11 protein-coding genes and 1 tRNA gene are annotated in these 15,612 nt (G+C 58.6%); 6 read left to right on the top strand and 6 right to left on the bottom strand.

Going from position 1 to position 15,612, the window contains the following annotated elements:
* The first annotated feature begins 245 nt into the window (after positions 1-245).
* From HMPREF3153_RS06105 to HMPREF3153_RS06090, 4 genes are all read left to right on the top strand, one after another.
* Positions 246-1,715, top strand: coding sequence for a SpaH/EbpB family LPXTG-anchored major pilin (locus HMPREF3153_RS06105; protein WP_070420333.1), 1,470 nt, complete (start codon positions 246-248; stop codon positions 1,713-1,715).
* Between the two features lie 193 nt (positions 1,716-1,908).
* Positions 1,909-2,817, top strand: a complete 909-nt coding sequence (locus HMPREF3153_RS06100) for a class C sortase (protein ID WP_223197647.1) — start codon at positions 1,909-1,911, stop codon at positions 2,815-2,817.
* 4 nt (positions 2,818-2,821) lie between these two features.
* Complete coding sequence (locus tag HMPREF3153_RS13175; protein WP_070420332.1) at positions 2,822-3,664, top strand: isopeptide-forming domain-containing protein; 843 nt, start codon at positions 2,822-2,824, stop codon at positions 3,662-3,664.
* On the top strand, positions 3,664-7,167 hold the full coding sequence (locus HMPREF3153_RS06090; protein WP_070420331.1) for a DUF6923 family protein: 3,504 nt from the start codon (positions 3,664-3,666) through the stop codon (positions 7,165-7,167). The genes HMPREF3153_RS13175 and HMPREF3153_RS06090 overlap by 1 nt, the downstream gene beginning before the upstream one ends.
* 86 nt (positions 7,168-7,253) lie before the next feature.
* Here HMPREF3153_RS06090 and HMPREF3153_RS06085 read toward each other — a convergent pair whose 3' ends face one another.
* Entirely contained in the window at positions 7,254-8,183 is a 930-nt protein-coding gene (locus tag HMPREF3153_RS06085) for a class C sortase (RefSeq protein ID WP_070420330.1), read from the bottom strand.
* A 347-nt stretch (positions 8,184-8,530) separates the two neighbouring features.
* A tRNA-Gly gene (locus HMPREF3153_RS06075) sits at positions 8,531-8,604 on the bottom strand.
* 87 nt (positions 8,605-8,691) lie between these two features.
* Here HMPREF3153_RS06075 and dcd point away from each other — a divergent pair.
* Together dcd and HMPREF3153_RS06065 are read left to right on the top strand one after the other, a co-directional pair.
* Positions 8,692-9,264, top strand: a complete 573-nt coding sequence (gene dcd, locus HMPREF3153_RS06070; RefSeq protein ID WP_046645898.1) for a dCTP deaminase — start codon at positions 8,692-8,694, stop codon at positions 9,262-9,264.
* A gap of 53 nt (positions 9,265-9,317) precedes the next feature.
* Entirely contained in the window at positions 9,318-10,661 is a 1,344-nt protein-coding gene (locus HMPREF3153_RS06065; protein ID WP_070420329.1) for a UDP-glucose dehydrogenase family protein, read from the top strand.
* On the opposite strand, the gene HMPREF3153_RS06060 is transcribed toward HMPREF3153_RS06065, so the two are convergent.
* From HMPREF3153_RS06060 to HMPREF3153_RS06045, 4 genes are all read right to left on the bottom strand, one after another.
* On the bottom strand, positions 10,658-11,854 hold the full coding sequence (locus tag HMPREF3153_RS06060; protein WP_046645899.1) for a YibE/F family protein: 1,197 nt from the start codon (positions 11,852-11,854) through the stop codon (positions 10,658-10,660). The two genes, HMPREF3153_RS06065 and HMPREF3153_RS06060, sit on opposite strands and share 4 nt — an antisense overlap.
* 201 nt (positions 11,855-12,055) lie before the next feature.
* Positions 12,056-13,285 (bottom strand): pyridoxal phosphate-dependent aminotransferase, encoded by a 1,230-nt coding sequence (locus tag HMPREF3153_RS06055; protein ID WP_005529688.1) that lies wholly within the window; start codon positions 13,283-13,285, stop codon positions 12,056-12,058.
* Between the two features lie 44 nt (positions 13,286-13,329).
* A complete protein-coding gene (locus HMPREF3153_RS06050) occupies positions 13,330-13,974 on the bottom strand; it encodes a DUF1707 SHOCT-like domain-containing protein (protein WP_223197351.1) in 645 nt (214 codons plus the stop codon).
* 48 nt (positions 13,975-14,022) lie between these two features.
* Entirely contained in the window at positions 14,023-15,333 is a 1,311-nt protein-coding gene (locus HMPREF3153_RS06045) for a cation:proton antiporter (protein WP_070420328.1), read from the bottom strand.
* Positions 15,334-15,612 lie beyond the last annotated feature (279 nt).

Below are 15,612 nucleotides of genomic sequence, written 5' to 3'. Positions count from 1 at the left end.
GGGGGGGGGGCTTTAGTCGGGGACTTTGCCTCAGGTGCTGGGATGGGATCTAGTTGTGTAATCCACAGGCTATCGTTAGTTAAGGCTAAGGCCTGCGTAGGCGTTTCACCTGAAAACTGCTCTCGGCAGGCGAAAGAATCTTAGCAACGGGTCAGGTCATGGTGCGTGAACCGTGGGGAATGGATTGCACACAGCTAATGAGACGTGGTGTCTCATTTCAGAACTCGTGTAAAGGACCAGTTTCCGTGAACAAGATCTCTCGTACCGCTCGTTCAGTTGCCTTCGCTGCTATCGCCGGACTCGCTTTGGGCGTTTCCGCTCCGGGTGCACTGGCCCAGGAGAACCCTGGCGCTGAGCAGGGGGCCGTGAACAAGGCAAACATCGATTTCACTAAGAAGGGTTCGATCACCCTCTTCAAGAAGAAGGGTGCCGAGTCAGGCGAACGTGCCACCGGTAAGGAAATGTCGAACGTGAAGGGCGAGGCCCTCAACGGCGTGACCTTCAAGATCACCAAGCTGAACTTCGACCTGCAGAACGGCGATTGGACAAAGTTCCCGAAGACCGCGGCCGAAGTCAAGGACACTGACAAGACCACCACGACCTTTGAAAAGATGACAGCGGGCGAAGGCGAAGCTAAGTTCACCGATCTGCCGCTGGGCATCTACCTCGTCGAGGAGACCAGCGCTCCGGACGGCATCGTCACCGGTGCACCGTTCATCGTGTCCATCCCGATGGTCAATCAGGCTTCTGACGCGTGGAACTACGACGTCATCGCATACCCGAAGAACACCGAAACCAAGACCGAGAAGACTGTCAAGGATGCCGATAAGAACATCCAGGACGCCTACACTTACACCATTAATGCTGACGCTCCGACTTGGGGCGAAGGTAAGAGCTTGACCGCCTTCCGCTTCGAGGACCAGCTGGATGAGCGCCTGGACTTCCAGAAGGTCACCGAGGTTAAGGCTGGCGACGCCGTTCTGGGTGCCGGAGACTACACGGTCAACAAGCCGGCCGAAAACGGCAACAAGCTCGTCGTTGAGCTGACCAAGCAAGGCCTGGCGAAGGTTAAGTCCGGCGACAAGATGTCTCTGACCTTCGACGTCAAGCGCAAGGAAGTCGGCAACACCACCGAGCTGAAGAACCGGGCTGACGTCATCTTCAACAACCCGAACACCGGCAACGAGGTCAAGAACAAGACCAACGAGGTCGTGACTTACCACGGCAAGCTGAAGGTTGTGAAGAAGGACGGCAAGGAGGCCGGTAAGGTCCTGGAAGGCGCTGAATTCGAGCTCTACCAGTGCACCTCGAAAGATGACTTGGGCGCGAAGCTGACTGTCAAGGAACAGGACAAATGGACTACCGGCGCTGACGGTACTTTCACCATCGATGGCCTGCACGTCACCGACTTCGAGGACAAAAAGGAAGCTCCGGCAACCAAGAAGTTCTGTCTGAAGGAGACCAAGGCTCCAGCTGGTTACGCACTGCCGGAGAATAACGTCACTGAGATTGAGTTCACTCGCGCCAACATCTCGAAAGAGGGCACGTTCGAGGGTGACGATAAGGTCACTCTGGTGTCTGAGATTGAGAACATCAAGCAGGGCACCCCGAAGCTGCCGATGACCGGTGGCATGGGTGTTGGCATCCTGGCCGCTATTGGCGCAGCAATTGTTGCTGCTGGTGCTTGGTTCGCTCGTCGTACCGCGCGCAACTAATAGCCGGGCGTAGTTCCGGTGGCGCAGACCGTCCATGATGGTCTGCGCTGCGGGTCGGGTAATCAAAATATGGTGCTCGACCCAGTGAGGGGACTGGGCTAGGTATAGACTTCAGTCCCCTTCATTCTCTTTCGTTGTAATCCCGGTCGCGCTGCGCTAGCGCGTGGGGCATTGTTTTGGGTGGTGCGGGTCGTTGACTACGGTGGTAGGCCAAAATGCAGGCCGACGGCACAGGCGCCGTGGAGGCCTAGTCCTTCCGGCGGTAATCGTTGTCGTCGGGTTGTTGGTGATGCTGTACCCAGTGGTCTCGACCGCCTGGAACAACTGGAATGCCTCAAGAGTGGCGCAGGAATATGCGCGACTGGATAAAGAGACACCGGCGCAGGTGCAGGATTCGGTTTGGGATGCTGCACATGCATACAACGAGGAGCATACGTCGGGTCCGATCTTGGATCCGTGGCTGAACCGTATCGGTGTGGATAATCCCGATTATGAGGCTTACCTGGAACAGTTGGGTGAGACCGAAGCGATGGCTCGCCTCGTGTTTCCAGCAATAGACGTCGATCTGCCGGTGTTTCATGGCACCGCGGATAAGACACTGCAGCGTGGACTGGGGCATTTGTATGGTTCTGACCTGCCGGTAGGCGGACCAGGAACTCATTCCGTCATCACGGGGCATACGGGCCTGGCGAATTCAACGATGTTTGATCACCTCGACTCTGCCACCGAGGGAGATGTGTTCTACATCCAGGTTGCTGGCCACAAAATGAAATACGTCGTAGACGACATTCAAGTTGTGCTGCCGAGCGAGGTAGATGGCCTACGGCCAGTCGCTGATCAGGATTACGTCACACTGATTACGTGCACACCGTACGGGATCAACACGCATCGCTTGCTGGTGCGTGGCCATCAGGTTCCTATGGAGCCTGGGGAGGAGTCGGTGTTTGAAAACTCCCATGGTCCGAGCTGGCAATGGTGGATGTACGCGCTTTTGGCTGCGGTAATTGTCATTGCTTGTTGGTTGGTGTGGTGGCTGCGACGCCAGAAGGCGGCTACCGGGGTGCAAGAAGTTATTAATAAGGAAAGTAGCGTGCGGGAGTAAGGCGATGAAGAGGTTGACAAATGCATGGTCGGCCCGAGTGGTTGCCGTCGGAGTCGTGTGTGCGGTTGCGTTCGCAGGGCCGGGCGTGGTTGCTGGAGAAGCGGTGCAGGTTGCCGGGCAGCAGTCCACTGGTGCGGAACGCACTTCGGCTACGGATACAGTGACAATCCGGCTGACACAAGGCAATCCCAACGACGATGGCCAGCCGCCCTCGGGAAAAATCCAAGGTGTCACAATTCATCTGGACCGGCTTGCCGGCTTGGACCCGACCAACGCTGACGACGCAGCCCGCGTACGGAACGCGAATCTCGACGAGGTTCGTGATTGGCGCACCGATGTGCACGTAGATCTGGTCACCAATGCCAATGGCGAGGTGACGTTTGATGGTCTGGCTCATGGCTTCTATGTGGTGACATCTTCGGCCCCAGATGATTCCTATCGGGAGATCAACTCGTTTGTGGTGGCGGTTCCGTTCCACACCGTGGTGGATAACCCGAATCCGGTACCAGGAGTAATCGTGGCTAAGACCCACAAACCGGGTGAAACGCCGACGCCGCCCAGGACACCGACTACTCCGCCGTCGCATCCGAATACGCCGCAAACAACTCCAAACTACCCACCGACTAAGCCTGGGAAGCCGCCACACCAACCTGAGACAACACCGCCGAGTACTCCAGGTGTTGGCAAGACCTCCACTCCGGCAGCTCCGTCGGGGAACAGTGGCTCATTGGCGATGACCGGTGCACAGGTAATCGGTGTAGTAGCCGCAGCGTTGGCATTGATTGCCACTGGTTTCGTGATGATTGCCTTTAGCCGTAGGAAGAATTCAGAAAGCGAGGGACGCTAATGTCCTGGACAGATTCTCATCCGGTCGAGCCGGTTGTGTACCGCTGGCGTGCTCTTGCGGCGTTCATTGCTGCACTGGCTCTCGTTGTTGGTGTTGCTGCACCGGCTGCTCTGCCCGGAATCGTTGGTGCCGTAGCCGAAGCACAAACCACAACCCTGCGCACCAAGCTCGATTCCGCAGACCAGCTGAGCCTGACTGTTGGCGACTCCGCAACATTTGAAGGCCACTTTGTTGACGCCGGAACCGTGGAGGAGTTGGAGTTCACTGTTGAGACTGCAGGACTGGAGTTCGACGGCTCGGCCTACACACTGACTATCGACGGCGAAGTGATCCCCGTCCGCGAAGGAGACAACCTCGTTGTAGAATCAACCAGTTCTTCAGTGACTTTCCGAATCGCTGGCCTTTCTACTGACGTGCCAGCAGGGGCAGCTTTCTCACTGAAGATCCCAGCGGTCGCAGAGGAATCCGAACTGAGCGGGATGTCCGTCGACGTGCGTGGAGTAGCCGAGGAGACTACCAGCACGTCATCACCTGAATCCAGCGAAGCCTTAGAAGCCCCTTCGGAGGTGACTGAGCCGCTTGATATTGCTGACGTTGACGCGGCCCCAGCCCGTCTGATGGCGGCGCCGAACATTACCCCGTACGCTGCAGGCGACCGCACCATCACGATGGTAAACGATGGATACGTGCTCAAGGGAAGCCGCTATATCCCGAACTTTAAGATTCCGGCCGGTGAGCTTTTTGGCGGCCAGCTGTCCATTCCGCAAGGCACGGTGGTTACCCTCAAATCCAGCGTTAACAGTTATTTATCGACTAACCCTGATGACCTGACGATCTATTACACCGGTGCCAACGGAGGTTGGTATGAGGCGAAGGTGACCTACAAAAGGATTAGCGCCAAGGAATACCAAGTCACCCTGCCGCAGATTACTATTGGTGGCACCGCACAGATTCAGTTTAAGGGTGTTCACCGCGGGCCAGCCAATACAGTGTTTACAGCTTCCTTCACCGTTCCTGCGAAAGAGGAGTGCCAAGATCCGGTTACAAGCAGACAGCCAAAGCGCGATCTCACCCCAGCTGAATTTGCCGACGGTAGCCCTGTCTACGTTGTAACCAGTGAACCTAAGGATCTTCGCCGAGACACTTCCATTCTGAGCCGTCAAGTCAACCAAGGCCGAGACTTTCGCCAGGTGGGAGAGTCCACTCCCTGGGTGTACAATGCTCTAGCCTTTGATTCGAGTGATAACTGGCTCTATGCGGTGAGCCAGAGTCGCGGCCGAAATGGTGATCCTTGCTACCCGGCAGGAAATCTCCTTCAGATCAATCCGGCAACCGGTGAAGTATATAATCTTGGGCCTATTTTAAAGGCCGGAAGTACCGGTACCCCGTTTGAAACGAGCGGCGACCGGGATGTCCTCAACGCTGGCGTGTACACCAGCGAGGGATTCTTTGTGGGCAACACGTCCACTTCTGGTAGCCGTCACCTTTATAAGGTCGACGTCGACAAAGTCACGGCTCAACGCGTGCTAGGAAGCCAGAAGTCCTACTCGGAGGACTGGGCGGTGCTCCCGCAGGCCCAGAAGTATATGTGGGGTTTCCAGAGTAAGGCTCAGGCAGGCGACAAGCTTATCCTTGAACGCATTGACACACAGAACGGCGACATCAGGACCTGGGATCTCACCGGCATCAAGACCTTCGATGGGCGCACGATCTCGAACCCCTCTGCTTCTTGGGGCAAGGCGTGGACCTACTCCAATGGAAACCTGGGCTTTGGCTCGGGTAGTGCGAATGCGAATCAGCTGGGCTTTGAGCTAAAGATCACCAACCCAGATGATGATAGCCCGAAGTTCGAGCTGGTCAACATAATGAACAACCTGCCTGCTTCATTTAACACGGACGCGGCCTCCGACCTAGTTCCGCCACCGCCAGGGCTGCAATCAAACATTGCGGTGAAGAAGCAACGCTCGGAGACCAAGGTGGTAAACGGCGAGGTGCGTACTTTCTGGACCATCTCCGTGGAAAACACCACGGATAACACCAGTTCGGGCGGCACATTCTGGGAATACCTACCAACGGATACTCACTATGGAGTGAACGCTTCCGGTCCCACTGCGAAATTCGAGGGATTTGGAGAAGGATCTACCGAGGTCAACGGTCAAAAGCCCGGGCCTGATCAGATTGCGCCGGGAACTGGTATTTATGCAGGCATGATTGTCCCATCCGGAGCGGACGGTGAGTCCCGATACATGATGGGCTATGTTGGTACTCTTCCAGGGCACGCGAAGGTAGAGTATGTCGTCTCTGCGCCGGTGCGAACAGATGAATACGGCAACCTCAAGACGGTGTGTAGTCCCAACAAGGTGGCCTTCCAGGCCACGGACGGGGAGTCGAGCCCGGCTGAAGATGACAACGTTGCTACTGAAGCCTGCTTCAATAAGGTTTCCGTCGACAGCACACCGCAACCTGTTCCTGGTGCAGCGAATGAATACACTGCGAAGTACAACGTCGTAGTTGAGGCACCGGACGCGCCTGGCTTCGACACCAACGAAGTGATCTACGGCAAGCTCACGGACACCCCGAAGTTCGTTGGTGCTGCTACAGTTACTGGCGCCTCCGTCGTATTCAAGGACGAGTTCAACAAGACCAGTCAGCCGCAGTCGTACCAGGGCGCCGGTCCGTACGAACTCAACAAGAATGACCCTCCGAAGATCATTACACCCAAGGGTGTTGGCGGAAGCACTGGGCAGCACGTCTACGAGGTAACGGTGCGCTTCAAGCTGGATCGTTCAAAACTGGACAGCACCTCCGTCCCAGCCGGTTACCCGAGCCAACCTTCAGGAAACACCCGCTGCTACACCAAGGATGGGCTACATGAGCCAATGTTTGGTCTCATGAACGAGGCAGAAATGGGCGGCTGGAAGGATACTGACTGTATCCCGCTGGAGACCAAGGAAACGATGGACGTCCTGCTCGAAAAGGCGAGCTATAACCCGGACAACCCGGACGAGATCCAAACCGACGGGTTGCTCGGTGGCGCGCAGTTCACCGTCCATCGTGGTGATGCTGACGGAAAGCTGAAGCTAAACGCGGATGGCAGCGTCAACACTGATGCTAACCCTGTGGTGAAGCAGTCCACGACCACCACTAAGGGCCGTGTGAAGCTTGAAGGTTTGGACGCCCCTGGCGTGTACTACCTCATCGAGACTAAGGCGCCGAACGGCTATAATCTGCTGCCCGCGCCGATCAAGTTCTCGACGGAGTGGGATCAAAACGGCAATGCAGTCATCAAGGTGCTCTCTGGAGGGACCGCGATCACCAGTAATAGGTGCGCTGAGTCTGACACCGCTGCCAACTGTGTGAAGAAGATCGGCGTCCTTCAGGTCGCTGACATCACCAAGGGTGCACTGCCCAAGACCGGTGGTGAGGGCGTAGGCCTGTGGGTGCTCGTGGGGGCCGTGATTGTCGCGGCCGGGTACCTTGCTTTGCGACGTCGCCCGGCGTAGAACTAGCGCTTGTGGCAACTTTTAGAAAAGGCCCGCTCTTCCAAACAACCAGGGAAGGGCGGGCCTTATTGTATCTTCATTGGCGGTTAGGAGTCCTGCGGGTCGTCGTCAAGCACGGCGTCCTTAGCGTTGCTGACATATTTGCGCCACCAGTAGATGAGTAGAAGCATGATGATGGCTGCGGCAGCCAGAATGGCCCACATCCACCACTGCCAGTGCACACCCGAGCTGTTGAACGCAGCCTCATCTTCCGGATCCATCGGCACTTGGTGGCCGGTGACGAGCAAGCGGTGGGTATTAACACCGTAGGGGGTGCAGGTAATGAGCGTAACGAGGTCCTGGCCTGGCTCACGGTGGAGCGAGCTGGTGTCCGCAGGCTCGACGACCCGAATATCGTGTACCTCGTATTTGAGCTTCTCGCCCCCGACGGCGATGTAGAAAGCATCGCCTTTCTTGACCTTGGTGAGGTTGTCCCACAGCGTGGCATTTTGTAGGCCCGTGTGGGCGGAAAGTGCTGCGTGCCGACCCTCGCCCTCACCTACGCCGCCGACAGGTAGGTCTGTGCCATAGAGGTGGCCAGCGCCGCGGGAGAGTGCTTTTTCTGAGGTGCCGTGATAAATGGGCAGATCGGAATCGATGGAGGGGATAACAATGCGGCCCATGGCATCGGTCTCCGACAGCACAGAAAGGTATTGGCGGTAGCGCTGGTACTCGGGAGAGTTCTCGTCATCGGTGGTGGTCCAAGCGTCTTCCACACTGATTTGGCCCAGCTGGGCATTGTAGCCCTGCGCTTCCTCCCACGCGGTGTGCAGTACCTCAGGCGGGGCTTGTTTCTCCAGCTTGGCGTATTCCTCCGCGGCGCGGGATTGGGTGTGGTTGTTCCACTGTGTGGCCACCACGGGGTAGAGCAAGACACCGAGGCCGACGAGGATCAGAAATAACGCAATGATGGCGTTGGGGTTGACGCCCTTCTTCTTGGGTGCGTCGCTGATTTCCGCTGGTTCATGCTTGCCCATTGTGTCCTGCCTGTGTGGGGGTCTGTTGCCGCGCGTCCTAGGGGTTGACGTGGGGTACATAACGTGAGTGTTAGAACCTCAGACTAGATCGGAGAGAATCCGAAACTGTGCCTAGTCGCCGATAACGAAGCACAGGGCTTCATACCGATTTAGAGTGGCCTCATCGATGGCTAAGTTTTGATCAACCGCGCACAGTTCGCGGAGTTCATCGATTGTGCGGGGCGCAAGCTCTTGGAGTAGATGCTCACACTCAGCGCGAAGATCCGCTGTGGTTTTGGGCGTGAAGATAGGGGCTGTCATGGTCCATCCTGTAGGTATGAAATTAGTCCATGAACTGGGAAAATAAGTGGAGCCGACGACGGGAATCGAACCCGCGCCAGCAGCTTGGGAAGCTGCAGTTCTACCATTAAACTACGTCGGCGCAATGCAGATTGTGCATCGTCGTAAAGCTTAGCACCGCCGCCGCCTAAGGCCATAAAAGGCCCAGTGGGGAGGTAGACTATCAACCGTGCTTCTTTCTGATCGTGATATCCGTGCCGCTATTGCCGCTGATGCTCCAGAGCGTTTGAGCATCGAGCCTTTCGACGCCGAGATGGTCCAGCCTTCCTCCATCGATGTGCGCTTGGACAAGTTCTTCCGCGTGTTCAATAACTCGCGCTACACACACATTGACCCCAAGCAGGAGATGCCGGACCTCACCAGTGAGGTGGAGGTGGCCGAAGGCGATGCCTTCGTCCTACACCCCGGCGAGTTCGTGCTGGGCGCCACGCTGGAAAAGTTCACCTTGCCGGCCAACCTGGCAGGCCGCTTGGAGGGCAAGTCCTCCCTGGGTCGCCTAGGCTTGCTGACGCACTCCACGGCAGGCTTCATCGATCCGGGCTTCTCCGGACATATCACACTCGAGCTGTCCAACACCGCTAACCTGCCCATTTCGCTGTGGCCCGGGATGAAGGTGGGCCAGTTGGCTATCTTTAAGATGTCTTCGCCGGCGGAGGCTCCGTATGGTTCCGGCGCGCTGGGCTCGAAGTACCAGGGCCAGCGTGGACCGACGCCGTCGAAGTCCTATCTGAACTTCCGCTAAACTTTTCGTTCTCGCCGCGCGCTTCAGGTCAACCGCGCCTAAAATTCCCGGTTATGCGTATGACTGTGATTGGTACCGGCTACCTAGGTGCGACTCACGCCGCCTGTATGGCGGAGCTCGGCCACGAGGTACTCGGTATAGATGTTGATGAAAGCAAGATTGAAGCTCTCAAGAACGGCCGCGTGCCGTTCTACGAGCCCGGCCTGCCGGAGGTACTCGAGCGCAACATCGAGGCCGGCCGCCTAGATTTTTCCACCAGCTATGACGACGCCGCGGAGTTCGCCAACGTGCACTTCCTCGGCGTTGGCACCCCGCAGGCCCACGGCTCCTACGCCGCGGATCTCACCTACGTGAAGTCCGTCATCACGGAGCTCGTACCGCGCCTCAAAGGCGAGCACATCATCTTTGGCAAGTCCACCGTTCCGGTGGGTACCGCGGCGGAGCTGCAGGAGATGGCGAATGAGTTGGCCCAGGAGGGCAGCCACGTGGAAATTGCGTGGAACCCAGAATTCCTGCGCGAGGGCTACGCGGTCAAGGACACCATCACCCCGGACCGCATCGTCCTCGGCGTCGGCGAGGCAGGGCTCGCCGACGGTAAAAGCCATGCCGAAGAGGTAGCTCGCGAGGTCTATGCCAAGCCGTTGGCGCAGGATACGCCGTTTATTGTGACTGACCTGCAGACTGCCGAGCTGGTGAAGGTCTCTGCCAATGCCTTCCTGGCCACTAAGATTTCCTTCATCAACGCGGTCTCTGAGATTTGTGAGATCGCAGGCGCTGACGTGGTCAAGCTTGCCGACGCCATCGGATACGACGATCGCATCGGCCGCAAGTTCCTAGGCGCGGGCCTGGGCTTCGGCGGCGGTTGCCTGCCCAAGGATATCCGTGCCTTCATGGCGCGTGCCGGCGAGCTGGGTGCGGACCAGGCCCTGACCTTCCTTCGCGAGGTCGACGCCATCAATATGCGCCGCCGTGATCGCATGGTCGATATGGCTAAGAATGCATTCGAGGGCTCGCTCCTAGGCCACCGCGTGACGGTGCTGGGCTGTGCTTTCAAGCCCAACTCTGACGACGTCCGCGACTCGCCGGCGCTGTCCGTGGCGGGTTCCTTGTCGCTTGCGGGAGCTGCCGTCACCGTCTACGACCCAGAGGGCATGGATAACGCCCGCAAGGTCTTTCCGACACTGAACTACGCGGCTAACTGCGAGGAAGCACTACGTGAGAGCGAGCTGGTTATCCTCGCAACCGAATGGCAGGAATTCCGCGATCTCGACCCTGCGGCCGTGGCCGGGCTGGTGTCGAGAAAACACATCATTGATGGCCGTAACGTCCTCGACGTCGCTGCCTGGCGTGCGGCCGGCTGGACCATCGAGGCCCTCGGCCGCGCCCTCGAAGGCTAGGCCGGTTCTGCCTCGTGGGTGACCGCCACTGGGCGACGCCGCGGGATGGTCAATGCGGCGATGAACGTGGTCATGGGCACCGCGAGAGTCAAGGCCATGGCACCGAGCGCCGAGCGCAGTAACTCCGTGGACACCAAGTCGCTGGAGAGGATCTGCGTGGCCGGGCGCTCGGCTGCAGTAATCAGCATGAGAAGCGGCAGCGAAGCGCCGGTGTAGGTCAGCACGATGGTGTACACCATCGATGCGATGTGGTCGCGGCCCACCTTCATAGCGGACAAGAAGAGACGGCCCGGCCGCGCCGTGGGGTCCAAGTTGTGTAGCTCCATCACCGTGGAAGCCTGGGCCACCGCGATGTCGTTGAGGCTGCCCAGCGCACCGATGATGAAGCCACACAGCAGCACACCAACGATGGACACGCCTGGCATGTAGAGCAGCAGCTTGAGGTTATCCTCGGAGCTAAGCCCCTGCAGCTGCGTCGAATCAATCGAAGCGTGCGCCAGGAAAGAGGCGAGCAATAGCGCCAGCAGCGCGCCGCCCAGGGCGCTCGCTGCCTTCCAATTCAGGCCATGCACGAGCGGGACCACCACGAAGATGATGGCCGCCGAGGTCACCATGGCCACGAGCAGCGGGCTGTGGCCCTCAATCAGCGACGGGATGAGGTAGTAAAAGATTGCGGCCAAGCTCAGGCCTAAGCCGATGAGGGAGCGCACTCCGTGCCAGGCCGCGAACACGATGATGACAATCGCGGCGACGATGGCCCACAGGACCAAGTTCCCGGTGCGCTGGTAGTCCGCAAAAGAATAATTAACGGAGGCGTCCCCGTCGTTGTCCGCGGTGGACTCAGAAAGCACAATTTCGTCGCCCACCTTCAGCTGTGGGTCGCCGGCCACGCCGAAGTGCACGAGCTGCGTCTGCTTGCCTGCGTTGCGGCCCGAAGTGATGTCGATGAGCGCACGGGTGCAGTCGCCGCCCGGATCCGCCGGAATCAGCGGTGGCTTGTCGAATGCCTTGCCCGTCTGGTCTGACTGGCACAGCGCGTGGTCTACCGTGGTCACGGTTCCGTGGACCTCCGGGTGATTGAGCGCGTAAGTTTGCGAGAACTCCGCGCTGGTGTGCTCGCTGGTGGGCGTCGTCGGACGCAGCAAAACCAACCCCACCAGCGTCACGAGGAGCGCTAATCCAAGAAACCCCATGAGTCCGATGCGCCACGGATTGTGCAGCGATGGCAGCGTGACGGGGCGACGTTGGAAAAGCGAAGAGCGGCTTCCATGCGAAGCCGCTCTTTGATTGGAATGTTTACCCATGCCGCTTATTGTGAATGATGACGATTACAAATAGCAACTGGGCAAGTCTCGGTGTGCTGGACATTTGCGCAGCACAGTCGCACCTACAAGCTACTGACGGTAGCTCGCCAGGAAGTTACCCAGGCGCTCAATAGCGTTCTCTAGCTGGGATGCCCACGGCAGGGTAACCACGCGGAAGTGGTCCGGGTTTGGCCAGTTAAAACCAGTGCCCTGGACCATCAGAATCTTCTCCGCGCGCAGGATATCCAGCATCAGCTTGGAGTCGTCATGAATCTCATGGACATTCGGGTCCAGACGCGGGAAGCAGTACAAAGCACCCATCGGCTTGGTGACGGAAACGCCCGGGATCTCGTTGAGCTTCTCGTAGGCCACGTTGCGCTGCTTGAGCAGACGTCCGCCCTCACCAGTCAGACCATAGATGGACTGGCGTCCACCGAGCGCCACCTGGATGGCGTGCTGGGCTGGGACGTTTGGGCACAGACGCGTACCCGCCAGCAGATCCAGGCCCTCGATGAAGCCGCGTGCATGGCTCTTTGGACCGGTGAGAACCATCCAACCAGCGCGGTAACCAGCCACGCGATAAGCCTTGGAAAGACCGTTGAAGGTAATCGTCAGCAGATCCGGAGCGAGGGAAGCTATCGAGATGTGCTTCGCGCCGTCGTAAAGAATGCGGTCGTAAATCTCATCGGCGAGGATGAGCAGGTTGTACTCGCGTGCGACGTTGACGATATTCTGCAGCACCTCGCGGGAGTAGACGGCGCCCGTGGGGTTATTCGGGTTGATGACCACGATGGCCTTGGTCTTCTCAGTGACCTTGGCGCGGATGTCCTCGATGGATGGGTTCCAGTCATCCTCCTCGTCGCAGAGGTAGTGCACCGGGGTGCCGCCAGCCAGGGAGGTTGCGGCAGTCCACAACGGGTAATCGGGAGCTGGGATCAGTACCTCGTCGCCGTCGTCAAGCAATGCCTGAGTGACCATGGTGATGAGCTCGGAGACGCCGTTGCCCAGGTAGACGTCGTTGACGTCGAAGTGCGGGAAGTCCTCCAGCTCGTAGCGAGTGACGATAGCGCGACGCGCCGGAATGATGCCCTTCGACGTGGAGTATCCCTGGGAAGTCGGCAGCGCTGCGATCATGTCGCGCATGATTACGTCCGGGGCATCGAAGCCGAACACGGCAGGGTTGCCGGTGTTCAGCTTGAGGATGCTGTGGCCGTCAAGCTCCATGCGCTCCGCCTCCGCAGAGACCTCACCACGGATGTCATACGCGACACCCTTGAGCTTGGTGGATTGGTCGAAAATGCGTGAGTTCGGTGTAGTCATGTAAAGTATTCTGCCACTTACAGGCGATTAAGTTCTCAACTAGACTACTTTTTGTTCCACTGATCGAGCTTGCGCTTGGCAAGGTTCATGGCCTCGCTGGTCAGCTCGCCTGCTTGGCGACGCCGCTCCGCCCACTGCGCCTGCTCCAAAGCTTTCTGTTGTGCGCGTTCCTGGGCTGTCTGCGCGAGGATCTCGCGACGCTGCTGCCGCTCGATTTTGCGCGGGGAAGGCTGGTGCCAAGACTCGGGGCCGACCTTGGCCACGTAGAGCATAATCCACAGGATCGGAACCAGGAAGAGCGCGCCGACGCCTCCGAGTATGGCCACAGCGCCTGCGGCATCGCTTGCCACGAAGCAAGCGATTGAGGCGAAAGTGAGGGCAATGGTGCCCGTCATGGCGGTGGCCAGACGCGGCTTTTTGCCGGCTTTGTATGCACGCTCGACCTCGCCGCGGGAGTAGATCTTTATCTCCGTGGCAGAAACCGCCGGGATGTCCGTGAACAAGGGGACCAGCTCGCGGCGGGTGGTGGCGCGCATGACGTCGTCGGAGCGCTCCTCGAATTCCTCCATGGTCAGGCGACCCTCGCCCACGGCGCGGGCGAGGTCGTTGATGGCGTCGGTCTTCTCTGCGTCGGATAGGCGCATCGAATTCGCGGGATCAAAAGGGGAGGCTCCGAAGCTATGCGTCATGGTTTTACTATAGGAAAACCGGCGGACACATGCGTGTGCTGCTAGCGATCATTTCTTCTCGGCGCCTTTTTGCTCAGCGCCCTCTCGGCCCTCTTGCTTGGACTCGGCGGCCTTCGCCTTGGACTGCGCGTTTTCTTCCTTGCCCTTAACGAGGCTGGACAGGAGCGGGAAGATGGCGACGGTTAGCGCGCCACCGGCGATGAAGATGGAGGAGGTCTCCTCGTTCACGATGCCGGAGCCGACTGCGATGGTCATGACAGCGACGATGATCGGTAGACCCGTTGCTGCGTAGAGGGCCACCTGGAGACGCTCGCGGGTGGTCTCGATGTCGGACCCTGTGTGGTGGATGTTCTCGCGCAGGAACACGGGCAGGCCACGGGTGACGAGAATGAGGGCGGGGATGCCAAGCACCTTGAGCGGGTTGTTGACGATGACCTGCCAGTCGATGGACATGCCTGAGACCACGAAGAAGACCGGAATCAGCATGGAATAGCAGACAACGTCGAGGCGGTTCTCGAGCCCCTTGTGGAACTCGTCGGGGATGATGCGGTTGAGGATGATGCCTGCCGCGAATGCGCCGAGGACGATGTCGAGCTCGAAGACCGAGGTGACGGCCATCAGGATGGCCAGGATGAGGATGATAAGGCGCAGGATGGTCTGGTTCGTGGAGCCAGCGCCGGAAAGGAATGCGGTCTTGAGCCACGGCACTGCGACGATGAGCGCGCGCGGCATGACAGCGACGCCGACGGCGATGACGATGAACGCCAGCAGGATGAGCATGGTGCCTAGCGTGGAGCGGGTTCCCAGCAGGAGAGCCATGGCGGTGATGGGAGCGACCTCGCCGATGGCGCCGTGAATCATGACCGAGTCGCCGACTTTGGTGCCGATGAGTTTGTCCTGCTTGAGCATCGGCGTAATCGTGCCGAGCGCGGTGGAGGTTAGTGCGATGGCCATGACGATGGCGCCAGGGATGTCATTGAGCAGGAAATAAGCACCCACGAGACATGACACCATGCAGATGAGCCAGGTGGAAAAGCCGGTAGCGGCTTGTTTAGATTTCAGCGTCGCAAGATCGATTTCGAAACCCGCGAGGAGGAATAAAGCGCCGACGCCCAGCTCTTTGAGCATGCCGATGCCGGGGTCCTCGTGGGCGAGGTCGAGCATCGAGGGGCCGATGATCATGCCGAAGATGATGAGTAGGGCCACGGCGGGCATTTTGTTCTTGAGCATGTAGGAGACCAACGGGGCCAGGAGGGCGGCGGCCATGATCCATGCAAAGGAGACGAGGGAAGGAGTGTAATCGGCTTCCCCCGAAGCGAGCACCACGGTGTTGGCGGCGCTTAACGCGTCGAAAATCATGAGAACAGCGTACGCGGCGAGAACCCCGACTGCCTATTCATCCAGCAAGTTTGGCTTACTCGTCGCTTAGTTGTGGCTCACTTGTGGCTGACTTGTGATTCAGAAGGTCTTGCCCGGGCTCCGTTGTTTCGCGTTTCTCCGTCTCCTCGCAAAAGCCCAGACCTAGAACCCCAGACCTCCAGGTCGCGGATAGTTTCATGGCTAAACTTTTTAATCGCGACCTCGGCGGAATCAAGCGGTGGATACGCCACGCTTGAATAGTTCGTTAAGTATTTCACG

It is taken from the genome of Corynebacterium sp. HMSC06C06 (assembly GCF_001807295.1).
GTDB classification, from domain to species: domain Bacteria; phylum Actinomycetota; class Actinomycetes; order Mycobacteriales; family Mycobacteriaceae; genus Corynebacterium; species Corynebacterium striatum.
This window is presented reverse-complemented; position numbering and strand designations above follow the sequence as displayed.

What these genes read in the sequence shown, in the direction of transcription:
- HMPREF3153_RS13175 (WP_070420332.1), top strand. Translation starts at nt 2,822, where the DNA reads ATGAAGAGGTTGACAAATGCATGGTCGGCCCGAGTGGTTGCCGTCGGA.
- HMPREF3153_RS06090 (WP_070420331.1), top strand. Translation starts at nt 3,664, where the DNA reads ATGTCCTGGACAGATTCTCATCCGGTCGAGCCGGTTGTGTACCGCTGG.
- HMPREF3153_RS06085 (WP_070420330.1), bottom strand. Translation starts at nt 8,183, where the DNA reads ATGGGCAAGCATGAACCAGCGGAAATCAGCGACGCACCCAAGAAGAAG.
- HMPREF3153_RS06065 (WP_070420329.1), top strand. Translation starts at nt 9,318, where the DNA reads ATGCGTATGACTGTGATTGGTACCGGCTACCTAGGTGCGACTCACGCC.
- HMPREF3153_RS06060 (WP_046645899.1), bottom strand. Translation starts at nt 11,854, where the DNA reads ATGGGGTTTCTTGGATTAGCGCTCCTCGTGACGCTGGTGGGGTTGGTT.
- HMPREF3153_RS06055 (WP_005529688.1), bottom strand. Translation starts at nt 13,285, where the DNA reads ATGACTACACCGAACTCACGCATTTTCGACCAATCCACCAAGCTCAAG.
- HMPREF3153_RS06050 (WP_223197351.1), bottom strand. Translation starts at nt 13,974, where the DNA reads ATGACGCATAGCTTCGGAGCCTCCCCTTTTGATCCCGCGAATTCGATG.
- HMPREF3153_RS06045 (WP_070420328.1), bottom strand. Translation starts at nt 15,333, where the DNA reads ATGATTTTCGACGCGTTAAGCGCCGCCAACACCGTGGTGCTCGCTTCG.